The organism is Parapedobacter indicus, assembly GCF_900113765.1.
Lineage (GTDB): Bacteria > Bacteroidota > Bacteroidia > Sphingobacteriales > Sphingobacteriaceae > Parapedobacter > Parapedobacter indicus.
Genome location: NZ_FOQO01000015.1, coordinates 26,591 through 47,561 on the forward strand (window position 1 = coordinate 26,591; position 20,971 = coordinate 47,561).

At 48.3% G+C, this 20,971-nt stretch carries 22 protein-coding genes; 13 read left to right on the forward strand and 9 right to left on the reverse strand.

Annotated features, from left to right (window positions below; translation table 11 throughout):
- Positions 1-34 precede the first annotated feature (34 nt).
- Complete coding sequence (locus BMZ56_RS23665; protein ID WP_090631891.1) at positions 35-772, forward strand: MBL fold metallo-hydrolase; 738 nt, start codon at positions 35-37, stop codon at positions 770-772.
- A 6-nt stretch (positions 773-778) separates the two neighbouring features.
- Here BMZ56_RS23665 and BMZ56_RS23670 read toward each other — a convergent pair whose 3' ends face one another.
- Complete coding sequence (locus BMZ56_RS23670; protein WP_090631893.1) at positions 779-1,459, reverse strand: DUF421 domain-containing protein; 681 nt, start codon at positions 1,457-1,459, stop codon at positions 779-781.
- A 153-nt stretch (positions 1,460-1,612) separates the two neighbouring features.
- On the opposite strand from BMZ56_RS23670, the gene BMZ56_RS23675 reads away from it, so the two are divergent.
- From BMZ56_RS23675 to BMZ56_RS23705, 7 genes are all read left to right on the forward strand, one after another.
- Positions 1,613-2,767: a baeRF3 domain-containing protein gene (locus BMZ56_RS23675; RefSeq protein WP_104443740.1), complete on the forward strand. Its 1,155-nt coding sequence runs from the start codon at positions 1,613-1,615 to the stop codon at positions 2,765-2,767.
- Complete coding sequence (locus BMZ56_RS23680; RefSeq protein WP_090631897.1) at positions 2,767-3,954, forward strand: phospholipase D-like domain-containing protein; 1,188 nt, start codon at positions 2,767-2,769, stop codon at positions 3,952-3,954. The genes BMZ56_RS23675 and BMZ56_RS23680 overlap by 1 nt, the downstream gene beginning before the upstream one ends.
- A 99-nt stretch (positions 3,955-4,053) precedes the next feature.
- Entirely contained in the window at positions 4,054-4,515 is a 462-nt protein-coding gene (locus tag BMZ56_RS23685) for a PA2169 family four-helix-bundle protein (RefSeq protein ID WP_090631900.1), read from the forward strand.
- Positions 4,516-4,559: 44 nt separating this feature from the next.
- Positions 4,560-5,045, forward strand: a complete 486-nt coding sequence (locus tag BMZ56_RS23690; RefSeq protein ID WP_090631903.1) for a hypothetical protein — start codon at positions 4,560-4,562, stop codon at positions 5,043-5,045.
- Between the two features lie 25 nt (positions 5,046-5,070).
- Entirely contained in the window at positions 5,071-5,532 is a 462-nt protein-coding gene (locus BMZ56_RS23695; RefSeq protein WP_090631906.1) for a hypothetical protein, read from the forward strand.
- A gap of 168 nt (positions 5,533-5,700) precedes the next feature.
- Positions 5,701-7,686, forward strand: coding sequence for a PAS domain-containing sensor histidine kinase (locus BMZ56_RS23700; RefSeq protein WP_090631909.1), 1,986 nt, complete (start codon positions 5,701-5,703; stop codon positions 7,684-7,686).
- Positions 7,687-7,689: 3 nt separating this feature from the next.
- Complete coding sequence (locus BMZ56_RS23705; RefSeq protein ID WP_090631913.1) at positions 7,690-8,052, forward strand: response regulator transcription factor; 363 nt, start codon at positions 7,690-7,692, stop codon at positions 8,050-8,052.
- 92 nt (positions 8,053-8,144) lie between these two features.
- Here the strand turns inward: BMZ56_RS23705 and BMZ56_RS23710 are convergent, their stop codons facing one another.
- The 4 genes from BMZ56_RS23710 to BMZ56_RS23725 all read right to left on the reverse strand — a co-directional run bounded on the left by BMZ56_RS23710 (position 8,145) and on the right by BMZ56_RS23725 (position 10,482).
- Positions 8,145-8,660 (reverse strand): ferritin-like domain-containing protein, encoded by a 516-nt coding sequence (locus tag BMZ56_RS23710; protein ID WP_090631916.1) that lies wholly within the window; start codon positions 8,658-8,660, stop codon positions 8,145-8,147.
- A gap of 157 nt (positions 8,661-8,817) precedes the next feature.
- The gene (locus BMZ56_RS23715; protein ID WP_245893383.1) at positions 8,818-9,576 is read right to left on the reverse strand and encodes a DUF72 domain-containing protein; all 759 of its coding nucleotides are present in this window, start codon (positions 9,574-9,576) and stop codon (positions 8,818-8,820) included.
- Positions 9,577-9,587: 11 nt separating this feature from the next.
- Positions 9,588-9,827: a hypothetical protein gene (locus tag BMZ56_RS23720; protein WP_090631921.1), complete on the reverse strand. Its 240-nt coding sequence runs from the start codon at positions 9,825-9,827 to the stop codon at positions 9,588-9,590.
- A 7-nt stretch (positions 9,828-9,834) separates the two neighbouring features.
- Positions 9,835-10,482 carry a LuxR C-terminal-related transcriptional regulator gene (locus tag BMZ56_RS23725; RefSeq protein WP_090631923.1) on the reverse strand — a complete coding sequence of 216 codons (648 nt, stop codon included), beginning with the start codon at positions 10,480-10,482 and terminating at the stop codon, positions 9,835-9,837.
- 391 nt (positions 10,483-10,873) lie between these two features.
- On the opposite strand from BMZ56_RS23725, the gene BMZ56_RS23730 reads away from it, so the two are divergent.
- Genes BMZ56_RS23730 through BMZ56_RS23750 form a run of 5 tightly spaced genes read left to right on the forward strand, consistent with a single transcriptional unit; the run spans position 10,874 to position 16,942 of the window.
- Positions 10,874-11,854: a glycosyltransferase gene (locus tag BMZ56_RS23730; RefSeq protein ID WP_090632214.1), complete on the forward strand. Its 981-nt coding sequence runs from the start codon at positions 10,874-10,876 to the stop codon at positions 11,852-11,854.
- Positions 11,855-11,866: 12 nt separating this feature from the next.
- Positions 11,867-13,813, forward strand: a complete 1,947-nt coding sequence (locus tag BMZ56_RS23735) for a glycosyltransferase (protein ID WP_090631926.1) — start codon at positions 11,867-11,869, stop codon at positions 13,811-13,813.
- The gene (locus BMZ56_RS23740) at positions 13,782-14,363 is read left to right on the forward strand and encodes a D-glycero-alpha-D-manno-heptose-1,7-bisphosphate 7-phosphatase (protein WP_090631929.1); all 582 of its coding nucleotides are present in this window, start codon (positions 13,782-13,784) and stop codon (positions 14,361-14,363) included. The genes BMZ56_RS23735 and BMZ56_RS23740 overlap by 32 nt, the downstream gene beginning before the upstream one ends.
- On the forward strand, positions 14,350-15,837 hold the full coding sequence (gene rfaE2 / locus BMZ56_RS23745; RefSeq protein WP_090631930.1) for a D-glycero-beta-D-manno-heptose 1-phosphate adenylyltransferase: 1,488 nt from the start codon (positions 14,350-14,352) through the stop codon (positions 15,835-15,837). The genes BMZ56_RS23740 and rfaE2 overlap by 14 nt, the downstream gene beginning before the upstream one ends.
- Before the next feature lie 4 nt (positions 15,838-15,841).
- On the forward strand, positions 15,842-16,942 hold the full coding sequence (locus tag BMZ56_RS23750; RefSeq protein WP_090631933.1) for a glycosyltransferase family 9 protein: 1,101 nt from the start codon (positions 15,842-15,844) through the stop codon (positions 16,940-16,942).
- On the opposite strand, the gene BMZ56_RS23755 is transcribed toward BMZ56_RS23750, so the two are convergent.
- Genes BMZ56_RS23755 through BMZ56_RS23770 form a run of 4 tightly spaced genes read right to left on the reverse strand, consistent with a single transcriptional unit; the run spans position 16,889 to position 20,968 of the window.
- Positions 16,889-17,902 (reverse strand): glycosyltransferase family 9 protein, encoded by a 1,014-nt coding sequence (locus tag BMZ56_RS23755; RefSeq protein ID WP_090631934.1) that lies wholly within the window; start codon positions 17,900-17,902, stop codon positions 16,889-16,891. The two genes, BMZ56_RS23750 and BMZ56_RS23755, sit on opposite strands and share 54 nt — an antisense overlap.
- Positions 17,903-17,914: 12 nt before the next feature.
- The gene (locus BMZ56_RS23760; protein ID WP_090631937.1) at positions 17,915-18,889 is read right to left on the reverse strand and encodes a glycosyltransferase family 2 protein; all 975 of its coding nucleotides are present in this window, start codon (positions 18,887-18,889) and stop codon (positions 17,915-17,917) included.
- Positions 18,831-20,570 carry a carbamoyltransferase family protein gene (locus BMZ56_RS23765; protein ID WP_090631939.1) on the reverse strand — a complete coding sequence of 580 codons (1,740 nt, stop codon included), beginning with the start codon at positions 20,568-20,570 and terminating at the stop codon, positions 18,831-18,833. Before BMZ56_RS23765 ends, BMZ56_RS23760 begins: the two co-directional genes overlap by 59 nt.
- A 14-nt stretch (positions 20,571-20,584) precedes the next feature.
- Positions 20,585-20,968 carry a hypothetical protein gene (locus BMZ56_RS23770; protein ID WP_090631942.1) on the reverse strand — a complete coding sequence of 128 codons (384 nt, stop codon included), beginning with the start codon at positions 20,966-20,968 and terminating at the stop codon, positions 20,585-20,587.
- Between the last annotated feature and the right edge of the window lie 3 nt (positions 20,969-20,971).

Consider the following 20,971-nt stretch of genomic DNA (forward strand, 5'->3'; position numbering starts at 1 on the left):
GGCGTTGATTTGTATGTTTTAAAAACAATCCAAAATGATAGAAACAACAGTAACCATCATTGGTTGTGGCGATGCTTTCGCCAGCGGGGGACAACTGCATACTTGCTTTTATATTCAAGCCCCACATGCAACCCTGCTCCTGGATTGCGGTGCCACTGCATACTATGGAATAAAGAAACAGGGAATAAATCTGAATGATATAGATGCTATCGTGATTTCTCATTTTCACGGCGATCATTTCGGAGGGGTGCCTTTCCTCTTACTGGAAGAGGCTGTCAGAAACAGGGAAAAACCACTAACTATTATCAGTCCGCCAACGGGAAAGGATCGGATTAAAAAACTGTTGAAACAACTATATCCGGGCAGTGAGGTATTGAATAAACTTAACCTGTTGTTCAAAACGTATATTCCGGACGGCGTATTGCAGGCTGATCATTTTGAGATAACGGCATTCCCCGTAGCACATACACCCAACACATTGCCCCATGGACTACGGATCGGTATCGCCGGGAAAATTATTGGATTTTCTGGGGATACGGCTTGGACGCCTATGCTGATCGAATTGGCCAGAGACGCCGATTTATTTATTTGTGAATGTAATTATTTCCAATCGGAAATAAATGGGCATATGAATTACAAGACGTTATTGAACTATGACGACCAACTCTTGTACAAACAGTTGCTGCTTACCCACTTCGGTGAGGAGATGATTCAATATCGCGATCAAGTTAACCATCCCTATGCATACGATGGGCTTAAAATTGCGCTGTAGTGCAGTTTAACTGATCCTTTTGCAATTGATCGCCTGAACCCATTCGTGATGGTTGCAGCGGTTGCAATGATGGCGGCCGGACAGTAGTTGCTCCAGCGTACCGCAATAGATGCAGGCATACAACCCTTGGCGCTCGATAAGACTGATGTGCTTCCGATAGGCATGGGGCAGAATCGGAAGTCCGTATTTCACTTCTTCATCCGGGAAGAAAAAGACGCTCATGCTGCCATTGGTTTCCAAAATAGCGGCCCGCACCTGGCCCAAGTGCTCCACCCCTTTATCACGCAGTTCGGCAAAAAATTCGTCCATGGAGAGACTGTCTTTGATGTCATCTTTGATGACCATCACACTATCTTCGATGATGTATACCGGCTCGCCCTCTAGTATCCGCTCAAATCGCTCACTTTTGGCCATTAGCCAAGTAATCAGTCGGTAAAGGCCGATTGCCGTGGCACATACCAGCACGGTAGGTAAGAGTGCTACGTCGTCATAAAACATGGGATCGCCGGCAGCGGACCCCAAACTCAGAATAATGGCCAGCTCAAAGATCGACAGTTGCCGTACCCCCCGTTTTCCCGATAGCCGGAGAACAACCATGATAACGACAAACATAAACGTTGTGCGAAAGACAACTTCGAGGGCAAAGTGACCGTCGACGTCGTGAAAAAAAATACGTTCCCAATCCATGGTCTCTGAAAAGTATAAGTGCTGTTGTAAATACAATTTGCTGCAATGAAATGTTTTCTTGCAAACTCGTCAACAATTGTAGGAGATGGCTGTTGAAGATAATAAGCGGTCGCATCGACGGCTTATTTTGGTTGAACGCTTAACGAAAAAATTATGACAACGTTAACTGAAAAACAACTTGATACACTGATGAGATATCACGAAGGGCCTGTTTTCTCGGTGTATATGCCCACCCATCGCACTCATCCGGATAATGCACAAGACCCGGAAATGTTCAGAAAACTGGTCGAACAATTTGATTCCATAAAGGCTGAGTATATACGGGATAAAGGTATTCAAAGCATTTTTTCCAACTTTGAAGCATTAGCCGATGATTATCGGTTTTGGCAGCATACGAAAGATGGACTGGCAGTATTTGCAACACGGGATTCTTTCGATGTATATCGATTGCATACACCGGTACAGCCACTGGCAATCGCGGCAGACAGCGCCCACACAAAACCTTTATTGAAATACCTGCAAAGTAGTGATCGTTATCATGTATTGGTGCTTAGTACCAATACCGCGCAGTTGTTTGAAGGCGACCGGTACCAACTGGATGAAATCAATTTATCTCAGGAAGAGGTTCCTGAATCAATGATTGACGCATTGGACCATGAATTACGCGATTTACATGCTACCCTCGCTGCATACCATACTGCCACCGGCGAGAAATGGGATGTGGCACAGAACCACGGATTAAAAAAAACGGATGTAGATAACGATATCGAGCAATTTTTCAGAGCAGTTGATAGGGGAGTCATGGCCAGGTATTCAACTCCTACACGGCTTCCGCTGATTCTGGCTTCGCTCCCTGAACACCAACACCTATTCCGTCGGCTGAGCCGAAATAGACAGCTCTTGGAAGAAGGAATAAAAATCAATGCTGCGGCATTACCCAAGGAGGCACTTCGGGATGCTGCCTGGCAGGTGTTTGAACCCTACTACAACAAACGCTTGAATCATATTATCGGCGAATATAGGCAAGCTACCACCAAAGGAATGGGCGCCGACCAACTAGAAGAAGTTGTCAAAGATGCCTTTGACGGCAAGGTAGCAACCTTGCTGTTGGAGGAAAACCGCATTATCCGCGGACGCATCGTTGATCGTGACAATGTGCAATATGATACAGACGAAACGCTCGGTGCTGTCGATGACGTGCTCGACGACCTCGCCGAACTGGTATTGCGTCAAGGCGGTGAAGTATGGGTAATCCCGAAAGACAAAATGCCGTCAGAGACAGGGGCTGCATCGATTAACCGGTTTTAATGACTGCTGATCCGGCACTGGATTATTTTCCAAATCACAAAGTTCGGTTGCTAACCGGCGGAGAGACTTTTTTTTCGTTGCTTATCCAGCTTATCGGGCAGGCGCAGAAAAGTATACACTTACAGGTATATATCTATGAAGCAGACGAAACGGGACAGCTGGTAGCGGATGCATTAATCGCTGCGGCCAAACGTGGGGTAGACGTCTATGTGTTGGTTGACGGTTATGGCTCGCAGCGGCTGAAAAAGTCGTTCACGTCCCGGTTTGATGCGCACGGTGTGCACTTCCGAGTTTTTGAACCGCTATTTAAAAGCAAACATTTTTACATCGGCCGCAGGATGCACCAGAAGTTGCTCGTGGTGGATGCCCGTTATGCCGCGGTGACGGGCGCAAATATTGGCGATCGGTACAACGACAAGCCGGGGCAGCCCGCGTGGCTCGATTTTGCGCTGTGCGTGGAAGGGAGAATCGCTCAAAAACTCTGTGAATTGTGCTGGACAATGTGGAAGAATTTTCAGCGAATCAGAAATATGCCCGAACGATGCCAGCCTTCCGTCGGCCGGATAAATTTTGGTCATGAGCATAGCTGTGCGGTCCGCATGCGGCGTAACGATTGGGTGCGTCGCAAATCCGAAATTACCCGCACCTATCGGGAGATTTTCCAGAAGGCCCGTGAGAAAGTGATTCTGGTGTCCAGCTACTTTCTGCCTGGCACCACCGTCCGCAGGGACATGACTATGGCGGTAAAGCGCGGTGTTAAGATACAACTGGTCGTTTGCAGTCGAATGGATGTCCCGCTTGTAAAAGATGCGGAACGGTCGATGTATGAATGGCTTCTCCGACACGGAATGGAGATCTATGAATATACGGGCGATATGCTTCATGGTAAGCTCGCTACCTGCGACGATGAGTGGATGACCATCGGTTCATTCAACGTGAACGACCTGAGCGCACGTGTCAGTGTGGAATTAAACCTGGACGTGCGGGGCAAGGCTTTTGTGCGGCAGGTAATCCGTGAGTTAACGGATCTTATGGATACCCATTGTCTGCGCGTGAGCGCGCAGGAGTTTGCAGCTAAAAGTACCCTTGTAAACCGGCTATTTCGTTGGGTAGCATTTAAAATTTTGCGCTTTATCTTCTTCTTGGGGACCTTCTATATGAAGCAGGAAAAGTACGGTAAAAGCTGATATTGAAATTTTTCAAACAAATGGCCGCCATTGATTGTCAACCTCGTAGAAATGGCCCCTGAAAGGTCACCCACATTCGTTAATAGAAAAGATAATATTATGGAAGATTTGAAAAAAACCGCAGAAGTGCTGAATGATTTGATCAGGATAAACAACGATCGGATCGCAGGTTACGAAAAGGCGATTGCGGAATTGCCAGTTGCTGATGTTGATCTTAAAGCGCTCTTCAATAGTTTAATCGAGCAAAGCGAGCGTTTAAAAACAGAACTGCAGCAACACATCAGCGCATGGGAAAATAAGGTAGAAGACGAGACAACCACCTCGGGAAAAGTATATCGTATGTGGATGGATGTCAAACAAACATTTGCGATGGACGATCGGAAAGCCGTTTTAGAAAGCTGCGAATACGGGGAAGACGCCGCACAAAAAGCCTACCGCGAAGCAGAAAAAGAGGAAGACATAACGACGCCGGCACGAGCACTCATTGCCAATCAAAAGACGCAATTACGGGCATCTCACGATCATATTAAGCAACTGAGAGATCGTGAGAAAGTCGGATAGGTGTGCATCCAACAAAAATAATCAACACATAATTCCAATAGCGTATGGAAAACCTAAAAACAACAACGGAATGCCTCCAGGATTTGGTGGCATTCCATAGTGAACGAATCAACGGCTATCAAGCGTTACTCAACCGACTTACGGCCGATGAACATCATTTGACCACGTTATTCGAGGCCTTCATCAAACAAAGTATCAAAATGAAGCTTGAATTATTGGACATGGGAGTCCAATGTGGTTTGGAAGAAACACAATTGACAGCCAGCGGGCAATTCGGCCTGGCTTGGTCAGTAGTCAAGGCAGTTTTTTCCAGTAGAATGCCGAGTTATGCGCTCGATAAATGCCGGTCTGGAGAGAATGCATTATTAATCGCCTATCACAGTGTTGAGGGAACCGACGGATTACAGCCGTCATTGCGTGCATTGGTAAATCAACAAAAACGAGAAGTGATTGCTGCGCGTGACTGGATTTCGCATTTCGAACGGTTTTGTAGCCACTCGGTTCGACAGCAGTTAGCCGCTGTATCTTGACTATTAGGCTTTGACGACCCATAGTATGGATCAGCTGTGTACTACATTGGAAATAATCAACGATCTGATTGAGGTAAACGGTCAACGGATATGGAATTATCAGGTGGTATTTAAAGGATTTAATGGTGACCCCGATTTGGAATTATACGGGGTTTTTGAACAAATTGTGGATCAGGGCCAGCGCTTCCAGGAAGCGTTGGAACTCCAATTTGTCGCATTGGCACACGATCTTCCAAATAGAGGATATCCAAACGGGACGATACTCCGGACCTGGGAGGTCGTTAAAGCCTTATTTCGCAGTACATCTTCCCTGCCGATTAGCCTTGTTTTTGATAAAGGTGAACGTGCAATGCTCAAGGCTTATCAGTATGCTGAAAAACATATTTATGGAACATCTTCACAGAAAATCATTGCTGGTCAACAGCGCGAACTCGTAGCATTTTATCGCCAATATAAATCATTATACAAAGACCGGCAATTCGTCTAATGGTCTCTACTCGCTCACGGTTATCAATCAACCTTCGGAATACTTTTTTGCGTTTTTATAAACATTTAGCCATCGATTAGTTAATATGTACAAGACAATTGTACCTTTGTTTTTTCACACAAGAGTGTTGGCAATTGAATCCTCAATCTGAGAGAGCAGTTTGTTTAAATGAAAGAATTAGATGCTGTAGACGACTCAATCTTTACGGAGTTATTTTTGGCTTCGCCTGTAGCAAGCTATATTTGCAACCGTACCGGACACATTGTTGCATTCAATGAAGCCGCAGCATTACTTTGGGGGTGCCGGCCGGAAATAGGCGAAGCTAAATGGTCTGGAGCAGTTGCTATTTACGATCCAGGCGGACGCGCTATCCCCGTGAAGGAAAGTCCGATGGCGATGGTGTTGGAAGGGGATGAAAATGCCGCTGATGTGGAGTTGATTATCGAGCGCGCCGATGGTACACGGCGACATGTGTTGGTTTTCCCCAAACCTATCCGGTCCTCCGAAGGTCATTTAATAGGTGGTCACAATACGCTGGTTGATATTACGGATTACAAACAGTATGAAGAAAGACAGGAAATACTTTCTGAAATTGTCCAGTCGTCCAACGATGCAATTGTCAGCAAAAATCTCAACGGTATCATCCTAAGCTGGAACAAGGGCGCTCAGCGTATTTTCGGTTATGCTGAAAGTGAAATTGTCGGTAAATCGGTGGAAACACTGATCCCCAGTTACCTCAAAAACGAAGAACAAATGATTCTTCATGAAATTAGCGAGGGAAGAAAAGTAGATCAGTACCAGACGATACGAGTGACCAAATCTGGAAAAGAAATTCCGGTATCCCTCACGATATCGCCCATGCGTAATAAGCAGGGGCAAATTGTGGGAGCCTCGAAAATCGCGCGGGATATCTCGGATCAGATTCAGCGCGAACAAACCATCCAATTTCATGAACAGCAGCTGGAAACCTTACATGCAATCGGAAGGGTGATTTCCGAAAAGCTGGATACTTCCTCTATTATCCAAACGGTCATCAATTCAACGACGCATCTGATAGCTGCTGACGTAGGACTTTGTTTTTATCGGGTAACAGATGAAGAAGGCCGGTCAACGCTGTCTGTTTCTGCAGCTACGCATGAAACCGCCCTACATCTGGACGAACATCGTATCGACTTGGAAGATGGCGTTATCCATGCTATTTTTTCGGGTGAAGATGCAGTTCGGGTTGACGATGTGTGTGAAACTCCATACATTCTTTCCCTGTTTGACCTGCCAATGAATCCGGAAATACCCCCGATCCGCCATTGCTTGGCCATTCCCATCCGGTCTGCCGATAAACTATTGATTGGCGCCATGTTTTTTGGATATTCTCGGCTGGATGTGTTCAACAACGCCGACGAAGACATGATGAGAAGCATCGCATCGCTCGTTGCCGTAACCTTGGATAATGCACGGCTTTTTGAGGAAGTGAATGCGTTGAATCTCAAGAAAAACGAATTTATCGCATTGGCGAGTCACGAACTCAAAACCCCCTTGACCACAACAAAAGGGTATCTTCAGATACTGGAACGATCAGAAATTGACCAAGTGGGCCGACGTTTCCTTACCAAAGCGTTAAAACAATTGGAACGTATCAATGCATTGATTTCCGAGCTATTGGACATCTCAAAGATTGAGGCGGGTAAGCTAAGTTTTCATATGGAGACTTTTGACTTGGGTGAACTGATACTTGACATTGTGGAGACGTTTCATTTTAGCAGCCGAACTCATACGATTTTTGTCAACAACGCGCAGGGAAATTACCTGGTTGAGGCCGATAGGCAACGGATGGAACAAGTAATGATTAATTTGATTACCAACGCGATAAAATATTCACCGGACGCAAACAATGTTCACATAACGCTTGAGTCGTCTCTCTTGGAAGTGAGTGTACAGGTAACAGACGAAGGAATGGGGTTGGGCCACGACCAGCAGGAAAAAGTTTTTACCCGGTTCTATCAAGTTGAAGGAACATCGAAAATGGCGGGGTTAGGTCTTGGATTGTATCTCAGCAAAGAGATTATTGATCGACATGGTGGATATATCGGTGTCAATAGCCGGTTAGGAAAGGGTTCAACCTTCTATTTTTCGATACCCCGGCGCCAAAATCAATAGCTTATGAAAAAAAAAATCTACGTTTTGGAAGACGATGCCGATATTGGCGAGCTGATCGCTTTTCTTCTCACAGAGCAAGGCTATGAGGTTTCGGTATTTAGTACAATTGCGTCGTTCAGGCAGTATGCGAATCATAACCCATTACCTGCACTACTGATCATTGATGTGATGTTGCCGGATGGAAACGGGTTGGATGTCTGTAAGGAATGGAAAACCGCCGCAACTACACAGTCTATTCCGATACTGGTTATGTCTGCGTATGAAGATTATCGGCACGACAACCGGGCTCAGGATGCAGACGGTTTTATTAGCAAACCCTTTGATATTAAATCATTTTTAGTGGACGTAAAGGCTCAGCTTAGCTAGCTTGAAAAAATGCCCCGCTTTGCACCAGTAGTGTACGCTGTGCTGTTGTGATGGAAAAGGCGCAAAGGGGGCTGGGGTTCTTCATACGGTTCCTATACAGCCATATTTGCCTCTTCCATGGCAATTTCGGTCAATTTGGTATCCGTGTTTTTTTCTTCTTCCAATGTCTGGTTCAGCAACTCGGCTGCTTCGCGGTGTTCCATCAAATTGGCATAAGTGACCAAGCAGCCGTAGCTAGCAATCTCATAATGTTCTACTTTTTGGGCGGCCGAGATAAGCGCGGCATCAAGTACCGCAGCATCTTCGAAGTTTTCAATGATTTCTTCGGCTTCATTCAGCAGACCCTCCATAGCTTTGCAGGTTTTACCCCGCGGAGATAAGTTGATGGAAGCGAATACTTTTTTGAGTCGTTCAACATGTTCTTCAGTTTGCATACGATGTTCCTCGAATGCAGCTTTCAGATTTTCGCCTTCAGCTTTGGTTGCCATCTTTTTGAGTCCCTTAAGCAATTGTTTCTCTGCACCCAGGATGTCCCTGAGTTCGTCTACAAACAATTCGTGTAAATGCTCGTTCGGCATACCTGAATGGTTTTTTGTGTTATTTGCCATGATATTTATTTAGTTGGTTTCCTTATTAATCTATCAGTTTCCATGCCGATATCCACTTGTAGGGAGCAAACTTGTAGGAATTGGTGGTCGGTTGCCGGTATGGTAAACTTCGGTATAAATCAGTGTCCTTTTTTTGGGTATCGGTGTATATTTATGACTACTCCGCTTCGGATTTTTTGTTAACTGATGAGTGTAACAAAGTGGCTAGTGTACCGGCGTTGTCGGCAGCATATCCCTTTTCATCGTTGTCAAAATAAAAGAACACATCCTTTTTCGCTTGTTGCCATCTCCGGCATTGTTTGGCCCATTTGGCCAGATCGTTGTCTGTATATTTTCCCTGATATTTGCCGCCGGGCCCATGCAAACGCACGTACACAAAGTCGGCGGTTATCTCAATTGGCGATTGATGGCCTGCTAATTCATAGATACAAAAGGCAAAATTGTACTGGCGGAGGACTTCGTAAACCTCCGGAACATACCAGTCGGCATTTCGGAATTCAAATACGTAACGATATCCCTTCGGCAGCGCCTCGGCAAAATCTGATAAGCGTGTAAGGTTCAATTTCCAAAATGGAGGCAATTGAAATAAAAAGGGTCCCAATTTCTTTCCCAGCCGTGCAGACAGTTGTATGAAGTTCGCTGCATATTCCGCTACTTCATGTAGTTTTTTGAGATGTGTGATATAGCGATTCGCTTTCACAGCAAATAGGAAATCTGCGGGTGTCTGTTCTTTCCATTTCGTAAAGGTGTTTTCGCTGGGTTGCCGGTAGAATGAATTGTTGATTTCAACGGTGTCAAACCGCTTAGTATAGAAGCGCAATTGGTCACTATCGGCTAGATCTTCGGGATAGAAAATCCCCTTCCAATGCTTATAATGCCAGCCGGATGTGCCGATATAAATTTTTGCGGAAGCCAAATGAATGCCAGTTATCCCATATGCTGCATGATGGACTCCCCAAGTTGCCGAATAATTTCAGGTGGGAAGTCGCCCCATATCTGAGTCCATTCCCCGGAGGGTTCCTGGCGTAATTGACTGATGGATCTTCCTTCAAGAAGGCAATGATAAACCGGGATGCCATCGGTCGTCTGCTCGGGCCGGATGAGCACCGGTTTATCCATCAATCGGCCCGCCAGCCTAATTTCGAAGGTGTCTTCAGATTTTTCCATAATGAAATCAATTTAATACGCCCTGTTGCAGTGCGATGCGGATCACGGTGCCGATATCGGGTGCGCCTGTCTTTTGCAGTAAACTTTCCCGGTATTTGAGAATGGTTCGCTTGTTTGTAAAGAGTTGGTAAGCGATTTCCTGATTTGAGTATCCTTCTACGATCAGTTTCAGGATTTGTTCCTCTCGCGGCGAGAATTCCACGGTCTGCCCATTTTTACCAAAATCTGTTGCCGTAATGGATTCCAGCACTTTTAAATACAATGCCGTGCAGATATACGTATTACCGGCAAGGATATGTTTAATGGCAAAGACAAGTTCGTCCTTATTGGCCTCGTTGACAATGTATCCATCGGCACCCGATTTTACTAGGCTGAGGATATCCTCGTGATAGTCGATTCCCGAAAGAACGAGGACCTTGATGGTTGGAACCATTTGCTTTAATGTCGACAGATAAGTTGGATTATCTCCAAGAAAAACATGGTCTATAACCAATAAATTGATAGCTTGTTTAGCTGAAAGTGCTGTCGTGATGTCCTCTCGTTTGGAAACAATTTCCGCAAAAGTGAAATCGGGCTCTTGGCTTAGCAATGCAACGATGCCGTCTCGGGCAAGTGTTTGAGGCGAAGCCCAAATGATTTTTGCTGAGTCTTCCATAATCTTTCCTTCAATCGTTAAGTGTTATTCTTCGTTTTTCAGTCGTAAGGAATACGTTTCAACGGTCACAAAGGTTTTAGTTTTTTTAAGATACTTTCCGTTAGCCGACAACAAGTTTGCTTTTTAGTACATCGGAGAATGGTAGACCGAACTATCCTAAAAACAGGCCAAAGCGATTGGATGTAAGGTTTTGACGTTTAGTAAGGCTTTAATTTAAAAGTAACAGTCAGTAAGTAAGTGTCTTGTATTATAACGAGGTGGGCAGGTCTGAAAATGTGTCGCATTTTATACCGGCGTGGTACACGGCTTGACCCCCCTGTATACAATATCGTACGGTGGTGGGATGGATGCCGCATATAAGTGTTTCTTCAAGAATTAATTGAAAATGCAAATGAACGCAAGTAGTAGCCGATTACGTATTTTTACGTGGCATATACATGGAAGTTATTTATACTATCTGTCGCAGGGGAACTATGATCTGTATATACCCGTAAATAAAGAGCGCTCGGAAGGATATTACGGGCGGGGTACAACTTTTCCATTCGGTCCGAACGTGCATGAAGTGGATGCAGACAGTGTGCAACAGCTCGATTTTGATCTCATTCTGTTTCAAACAACCCATAACTATCAGCGGGATCAGTACGAGGTGCTGTCACCCCGTCAGCGCGACCTGCCCAAAATCTACCTGCAGCATGACCCGCCCTGGGGGCACCCCACGGACACGGTGCACATCGCTTGCGGAAGCGACGTAACCTTGGTTCATGTAACCTATTTTAATAAACTAATGTGGGACAATGGCCAGCTGGACACTCGCGTTATCGAACACGGCGTTGTGGATAGGGGATACACCTATACCGGTGAGTTGGGTAAGGGATTGGTAATTATCAATAACCTGCCTCAACGCGGACGTATGTTGGGGTTTGATCTCTTTTTGGAACTACGTGAACACATTCCCCTTGATTTGGTGGGCATGGAAACCGGACCCTATGGGTTATCGGAGGTACTGCACCCCGAATTGCCAGCATTTGCCGGTAAGTATCGATTTTTATTCAACCCCATTCGCTATACCAGCATGGGCTTAGCCGTGTGTGAGGCAATGACGTACGGAATGCCCATCATCGGTTTGGCCACCACAGAAATGGTGCGGCATATCCGAGACGGGTTCAATGGCTTTTTAGATCTCGATCCGAAATGCCTCATCGATAAAATGATGTTCTTGCTGGAAAACCGGGATCTCGCAACTTCGATGGGCACCAATGCCCGTCGCTATGCATTGGAGCGATTCGGTATCCGTCGGTTTGTACAAGAGTGGGAAAAGCTGTTTAACCAAGCGGTTGAGCGGCAACCGTTAACGAGTTTATATAGCGATTAGCAAATAGATATCATGAATAAAACGATTGCGTTAATCAGTGAACATGCCTCGCCCCTTGCCATGCTCGGCGGTGTAGACAGTGGCGGACAGAACATTTATGTAGGGGAGCTTGCGCGGCAGTTGGCGGCGTTGGGCTATGCGATTGATGTCTTTACCCGAAGGGACGACCCTAAGTTACCCATTGGAGTGCAATGGCTATCCAATGTGCGGATCATACATGTCGATGCCGGGCCACCCAAGCAATTGTCGAAGGAGTCCCTATTTCAATATATGGACGCATTTACTGAATCTATGGAAGCGTTCATGGCCAGGCAACCGAAGCGGTATGCATTGCTCCATGCCAATTTCTGGATGTCGGGCTATGTCGCCATGAAACTCAAAGAGCGTTTGGGCGTTCCCTTTGTGATTACCTTTCATGCACTGGGAAAAGTGAGGTTGATGCATCAACGTGAAAATGATAAATTTCCGGAAGAACGCTGCGATGTGGAAGCACAGGTCATGCAGGCTGCAGATGGCATTATTGCGGAGTGCCCACAGGATGAAGCAGATCTGACCCAATTGTACCGGGCCGATCCCGATAAAATTACCATGGTGCCGTGCGGTTTCAGTCCGCACGAATTTCACCCGATTGATAAGGCATACGCCCGGATGCTGCTGGATATGCATCCCACGCGCAAAATTATTCTGCAACTAGGCAGGATGGTGCCGCGAAAAGGTATCGATACGGTCATCCAAGCATTGACACAATTGAGAAAAGAATCAATAGATGCCCAGCTGGTGATCGTGGGAGGGGAATACGAAAAACCCCATCTCCATGCCGACCTGGAATACCGGCGGCTGATGGAAATGGCTACCGAATTGGGGGTGGCGGATGCTGTATCATTTGAGGGGCGGAAAAACAGAGAGCAATTGAAGTATTTCTATGCGGCTGCCGACGTATTTGTGTCAACTCCTTGGTATGAGCCGTTTGGTATTACCCCATTGGAAGCGATGGCATGCGGCACACCTGTCATTGGCGCCAAGGTAGGAGGTATCCAGTATAGCGTTGCCAATGGCAAAACCGGGTTTTTAGTGCGGCCCAAGGACCCTCAAGCCCTTGCCCGCAAACTCGAACTGGTGCTTAAAAGCGAAGATTTGCAGCTGTACCTGCGTCAAAATGCGATAAAGCGTGTCAATGAGTGCTTCACGTGGAAGAAAGTGGCGCAACAGATGGACGAAGTATACCGCAGACTTACTGCCGAGCAACTGGATGTGAAGGATGATGACAAACGGATCATCGCTACTGCTTTTTTAGAAGCCGCCGACACATTTCGATTGTCTGCAGATAGCCTAACCGACGCTATATTGCGTGCCGGCAACATGCTCGCGAAAGCATTTGAAAAAGGCGGGAAAGTATTGGTGTGTGGCAACGGGGGCAGTGCAGCAGAGAGCCTTCATTTTTCCGCTGAACTATTAGGCCGGTTTGAAATGCCAAATCGGGTCGGATTGCCTGTTATTTCCTTGATGGCCGATCAGGCAATGCTTACCGCGTGGTCGAATGATATCGGCTTTAACGACGTTTTCGCCCGCCAAGTGGAGGCGTATGGCCGGCCGGATGACGTGCTGATGTGCCTAAGCACGAGTGGCAACTCACCCAACCTATTGGAGGCCATGGAGAAAGCCAAACAACTGGGTATGGTATGTCTGACATTGCTTGGCAAGGACGGCGGACAGGCGGCAGTAAGGGGCGACATTAACCTTATTGTGCCCTCAAGTAGCACCCAACGGATTCAGGAATTGCACCTCCACATCATTCATTTGCTTTGTACCATCGTCGAACGCCGACTGGTGAATTACTCAGTACGGCGACAGGCAGCTACCTTATCTTCTTCGTTGGTTCAGGCAGTTGATTTATCCGTATCACAAAACGGTAATCCAAAACCAGACTATGTCAAACAAAAGAGCGATATTTTTGGATAAGGACGGTACACTGATACGGGATGTTCCCTATAACGCCGATCCCAGCAAAATAGAGTTATTGACCGGAGTGGCCGACGGTCTCCGGTTACTTGATTCCCTGGGATATGCTTTCTTCGTAATAACCAACCAGGCAGGCGTGGCTAAGGGGTTTTTCAGCGAAGAGGCACTCGTAGACGTGGAGGCTAAGCTGCAGCAGTTGCTCGGCAAAAGTGGAGTAGCCTTGTCGGGCTTTTATTATTGCCCGCACCATCCCGAGGGCGCTGTGCAAGCGTACACGAAGCGGTGTGATTGCCGCAAGCCGTCACCGGGCTTATTATTGAAAGCCGCGGCAACCTATGGAATAAACCTTGGGGATTCCTGGATGGTAGGCGATATACTCGATGACATAGAAGCGGGTAACCGGGCGGGTTGCAAAACGATGTTGATTGATGGGCTTGGACATGAGCGGCAGAAAGCGCATAACGGATATCGGCGTCCTTCCTATATCGCCGACAGTTTCAGCGAAGCAACAGATTGGATAGTAAAGAACACCGAACATGGAAAAATATAATTGGCAATTTACGGCGCAGTTTGAGCAAAAGAAAATCTTAGTGGTTGGCGATTTCATAATCGACGAATACATTGATGGGGATAGTACGCGGTTGTCTCCCGAAGCCCCCGTTCCCGTGGTGGATGTACAGTCGGACGACTGGGTGGCGGGTGGTGCAGCGAATGTGGCGGCAAACTTGGCTGCATTGGGGGCGCAAGTGATTTTTTGTTCGGTTATCGGTACGGATATCGAGGCCGATCGGGCATGCGCCCTGGCGGCGGGGGCAGGGTTTTCATCCGACTGCCTGATTCGGGAGGAAAAGAGGAATACGTTGGTAAAAACGCGGGTGCTGGCCGATGGCCATCCGTTGGCACGGATCGACCGAGGAGATGATACGCCAATTTCGGCGGTATCGGAACAGCAACTCATTCTGCATTTGCAACAGCATTTTGACGCATGCGATGGCATCGTTGTGGCAGATTACCACAAAGGGGTGATTACACCGACCATCATCGACCATCTCCTTGCGTTAACGCAGCGGCAATCGAAATTCATCGCGGTCGATTCAAAACGGCTATCTCTTTTCCAGCGGTTGGCGCCGACGCTGGTGAAACCGAACTATACGGAGGCGATGCAGCTCCTTGGCTACGAAGGACGGGGAAAAGACCGAAAAGCCCTGCTCGAAAAATGCGGAGCAGCTATTTATCAAAAAACGCACGCGCATTGGACCGTACTTACGCTCGATAGGGACGGCTCTCTTTGGTTCGAAAAGGGAAAACTGGCTTTTCATATCGGTGCAATTCCGGTAGCCTCTCCACATGTCTGCGGAGCGGGAGACACATTCATCAGCGCCTGTACCCTGGTATTGCTCACCGGTGCAGACGCCAAACGCGCAGCCACCATGGCCACCGCTGCAGCCGCCGTGGCCATCGAAAAGGAAACGGCATCTTTATGCACACGCCTGGAGCTTTTGGCTAAGTTGGACAACGAACAGAAACTGGTGACGTCACTAAAACACCTGCGGGAAATCCGTGCGTATTATAAAAGTATGGGACGCCGTATTGTGTTTACCAATGGATGTTTTGATATCCTGCACAGTGGTCATGTCAACTACCTCAGACAGGCGAAAAAACTAGGTGATGTACTGATCGTTGGAGTGAATGACGATGAAAGTATTCGAAGGCTCAAAGGCACCGAGAGGCCCATTAACGGTATTTCCGACCGGCTGTCTGTCTTATCCGGGCTCGGATGCGTGGATCACTTGGTGGTGTTCGGCCGTGCGGAGGACGATACGCCTGCATCACTTATCAATGTATTGGAACCGGATGTTTTTGTGAAAGGGGGCGACTATCACGTGTCGGAGCTGCCGGAAGCAAAACTTGTAGAATCGCTCGGCGGCAGGGTCGAACTGATCCCGCTGACGGCCAATCGATCTACCACACAGTTGATCCGGCGCATTTATGAGCATACGCAAGTAAACAGCGCAAGCATGTAACGATATGGATAACTGGAATCTCTGTGCCAATCTATTGGTGATCCGCCCGGATAACATCGGCGACGTGCTGATGAGCAGTCCGGCGATCCGCGCGATAAAGCGAAGTTTTGGATGCAAAATTACGCTGCTCACCTCCGAAGCAGGAGCAACGGCTTCCACGTTGCTGCCCGAAGTAGACGAAACGCTCGTCGCTAATTTTCCGTGGGCGAAGCATACTTCATCCATTTCACCGGCCTACCTGAACGGGTTGGTTTCGCGGCTTGAAAGCGCCGCTTTCGATGGCTGTGTCATTTTTACAGTATACAGTCAGAATCCGCTGCCCACCGCTATGCTGGCTTGGGCAGCAGGTATTCCACGTCGGTTGGCCTATTGCCGCGAAAACCCGTATGAACTGCTTACGCATTGGGTGCCCGATGACGAACCCTATGCGCACATCAGGCATCAGGTGGCGCGCGATCTGGATCTGGTGGAGCAAATAGGTGCCTATTCCAACGACGACCGGATTACGTTGGCCCTGCCCAACGTCGCCGATGCACAGGCAATGGCCAAGCTGAACCGCATCGGTGTAAACGTGGGACGCCCGTTCGTGATTTTCCATGCGGGGGTAAGTGAACCGAAGCGGGCTTTCCCGCCGGAGCAATGGATAGCGCTGACACAACGTTTTCTGATTGCCCATCCCACACAGCAGGTGCTGTTTACCGGCAGCGCCGCAGACCGAGCGTGGACCGATCAACTGTGCGAAGCATGCGGAGCGGGAACATTCTCCGTGGGCGGTTTATTGAATATTGCCGAATTTGCGGCCGTCATCCGACAAGCAGCGCTGGTAGTATCCGTCAATACAGCTACCATTCATTTGGCGTCGGCCTTGGGAAGGCCGCTGGTTGTATTGTATGCGCTTACCAATCCACAGCATACACCTTGGCGCTGCCCCCATAGACTTTTTCCCTATAGTGTGACGGAAAGGAGTCTTCAAAGTCGGAACGAGGTGATACGCCATGTAGATCGTTCCTTGTATCGGGAACGGGTAAGTTTACCTGACCCAGACGACATGCTAAACGCCATCGACGAGCTGCTCGATAGCCAGGGGCATGGTCAGCTTGTTTAATAAGGCTTCGGCTACCAAGCTTAAATCAGGCGTCTTAATCCAGTCAATGGTCGCCAGAGCCGATTTATTTATCGGACGCCACCGGTTTGGCTCGCCATCCATGCTGATGACGACACCGGGGGTTCCGAGGGCCGAAGCTAGATGCGATGTTCCGGTGCAATTGGAGAGGATGGCTTTGGCGTGCTTGATGAGTACCGCCAATGCTCCGAGGGAGGTCTTTCCTGCTGCGACAATCGGCGTGTTGCGCATGGATTGGGCGACTTGCTTCACAATCGGCATTTCTTCTTTCGTGCCGGTTATCACTACGTCGTATCCGGATTCAGCACACCGATCGGCCATGTTGGCAAACGCTAAGGTTGGCCACTGCCGCCACGCCGCCCGGCTTCCAGGGTGAATGCAAACATAGCCACCCGGCTGTACCGGTAAGTCGAGTGCTTCAAGATCAGCATGATCCTTATCGGTAAGGGGAAATTCCAGGTCCAATCCCTGATGTGGAATATCGAGGTGTTGCATCAGTAACAGATGGCGGCATACTTCGTGCACATGCGAAGGATAGGGGATGAATAAATCTCCAGGTGGCCGATAACTGGTCTCTGTATAAAATCCGGCGGCTTGCGCAGCTCCGAACAACTCGACCAGCGGGTTGACCAATGTGCCATCACCCTGCATCTGTAAAGCCAAATCGAATTTTTCCGTCTGCATGCGTGCGAGGAAGTTCGGTAGGTCCTGTACAGCGTACGGTTGTTCGGGAAGTCCGGGGTAGCCGGGAAAACGTTCGACTGCATCGAAATACATCGGAAAACGTTGGGTGAGCTGCTCTGCCCATGGCAATCCCACGAGGGTAATACTTGCTTGTGGCCAATGACAACGTAACGCCCGGATGGCCGGAATTGCACATAGGAGATCGCCGAGTTGCAAGGCTCTGAAAACGACTATTTTTCGGATGTTATCAAGTTGCATAGCTGTTAGGAATTAAAGTAACAATATCCGGTATTTAACGGCACCGTACCATTGCCAATAAATGGAAACAAAGGGGATTAAAATGGAAGTCACCATCATTTCCGTGATGTGGCTCATGGATTTTCGGGTCATGCGTAACCGTTTCCATGTGAAAACAGCGATGGAAAGCAACCAACCAGTAAACGCCAGTTGTGCGAGCAGCGTCAGATTCAACACCAAGGCTACGCAGAAGGTGATGAACAGCAAAAGGGCAGCATAATACTGCCATACCGGATGCTTCTGGATTTTTTCCCGGAACAGGCGTGGATATTTTTTATAAAGCAACGCGTTATACTGCCCTTTTTTCTGTTCGCGGAGGCTAACACCCCAAGGAGCCGGCCGTACGGGATGCCGTACGCAGGCACTGTCGACGTGTAAGACCGGAATCCCCTCCGTAATCATCTTAAACTGCAGTTCGCTGTCCTCACGCCATGCCATGCTGAATGACTCATCGAACCCGCCAACAATCAGCAGGGCATCTTTTGAGCAACAGCAGTTGGCCGTTACGAACTCCGCCGTCTGTAGCTGGGCGGTGTTCCGTTCAAAGTCTGTGGGCTGTGCTGACAACGGTACCTGCACACGGCCCGTCATCACCAGATGCGGCTCACCCTGATAGCGGCATACGAATGCTTCCAGCCAGCCAGGTTCTGGCAGGCAGTCATCGTCCGTGAAAGCGATGAGCGGCGCTTTGGCGGCCATCCATCCCATATTGCGGGCGGCTGCTGGTCCTTTTTTGGTTAGCGTGGCTAAATAACAGAAATTCATCGATGGATGTGTGGAATGCCATTGCGTAGTGGCGTCACGCGTGTGCCTATCCGGGCCATCGCTTACAACAATTACCTCGAAAGCCGCCATATCCAACGTTTGTGATGCGAGCGCATCCAAGCAATTAACCAAAAGCTGAGGCCGTTTGTACGTGGGAATGACCACGGATATCTTTTTCTCCATCGTGTTTTGAAATTAAATAAGATCCCATAACCAATACATCAAACGGCGACGTCCAAAAACATTCGAGTGCATCTCTCGGGCTACAAACGATGGGACGACCGACTGTGTTGAACGATGTATTGATCAATACGGGAATACCTGTGATCCGTTCGAATGCCTTGAGCAGGTCGTAATACAACGGATGCTGCTCCCGGTTGACCGTTTGTATGCGTGCCGTTCCGTCTACGTGTTTGACGGCGGGTATCAAGTCTGCCTTGTGGGGTGCCACCTGATTGACAAAAAGCATAAAGGGCGACGGTTGGGCGTCCGTAAACCAACGGGGCGCATCTTCTTCGGTCACGACCGGGGCCACCGGACGGAAATCTTCGCGGTCTTTTACCTCATTGAGCCATGCCTGCATTTCAGGTAGCATCGGAGAAGCCAGAATTGATCGGCTGCCAAGTGCACGCGGCCCATATTCCATCGCACCCTGAAACCACCCGATGATGCGGTTGGCCGCAAGCAATTCGGCAGTTTCTTCGGCAACATTCTCCATCTGTGTATACGGAACTTTTGCCTTTTCAAGGAAGTCACCAATGGCATCATCGTCGTATGAAGGGCCCCAATAGACATGGTCCATTACAAAAGCCTTTTCCCGGTCGCCGCGTAGCTTGGCATCTGCCCACAGCGCTGCGCCCAGTGCCGTGCCAGAGTCGCCCGCCGCAGGTTGTACCCATACCTGCTCAAAAGGACCGTCATCGCGGATGCGAGCATTGAGCACGCAATTGAGTGCAACACCTCCTGCTAAGGTGAGGCAACGTTGTTTGGTTACTTCATACAGCCATAAAGTCAGCTCTAGCACTGTTTCTTCCAGTACATATTGAAGCGAGCGGGCAATATCGAAGTGGTGGTTGGTAAACGGCTCATGACGTAGCCGTGCTCGCCCAAAGCGTGCCTCAAGCTGCGTTTGCTGAATGCGGTACTGCCCCCGTTCGCCCATCCATACCATGTCTCTAAAGTCTTTCACGTAGGTAGGCTTACCATAGGAAGCCAATGCCATGACCTTGTATTCGTCGGAGGAATGCAGAAACCCCAGGTAAGTGGTTACTTCCTCATACAGCAGGCCCAGGGAATGGGGGAGGTCTACCTGCCCGATCCGGGTAAGGCTCTGTTGCTGTCCTACGTGGTAGGAAGTAGTAGCCACTTCTCCCCGTCCGTCAAGTACCATCACCGCCGCCTCCGAAAAGGGGGAAGGCAGGTATGCACTGGCAGCGTGGGAAAGGTGGTGCTCAATGAAGTGCCATTCCCAATCAGCCTGATGGGCATCTAAGAATCGCTTTTGCAGGTGATGCGGATAGCCGTCTGTTAAGTGGGACGGGGCATTGATGATGGACGACAGAAACAGACCTTCCCAGGGCTGCGGATCGGCCGGGTCCAATTCTTTCGCCTTTTTTTCGTCGATCAGGAGATAAGGGTCAAATGAATACACCACTTGGTCTACGTCTTTTATGTGGATTCCCGCTACCTGCAGGCAATAGTCAATTGCGTGAAAAGGTAGTTCATACGTAGAAAACGGGATGGGCCGTTTTCCATGCTTGATGCGTGTAAAGCGTTCATCTTCTACTGCTGCAAGCAGTCGCCCGTCCTTAACGATGCAGGCAGCTGAATCATGAAAAACGGCATTGATACCTAATGTATACATAGTTGTTTTTTGAATTAAAATAGGTTACTTTTTCTTTTGATTACCAAGAAACTCACTGTGACGATAAAGACCAATTGGATGGCACCATCCAATAAATAGACACGGCCGATGACACCGCTGATTACGTATATAAGATCCATCGCTAGGAAACTGAGTGCCACCGAGTAGCCCAATACAAGTGGCAGCTTTTGCCGACGCAAACTGGCGACAATAAAGGTAAGGCCAATAGAGGCCGACAATAGACCTACCATCTCCACCAACCAGGTATCTTGTTTGGGACCTGTAGCCGCGATAAAGCTATCCATGCCGAGCAACGGCCATATACCCGTAATAACAAAATAAGCCCCCTGAAAAAGGAAGACGTTGCTTAATACCTTGCCAGTTTCCGGTTTAGTCATTAT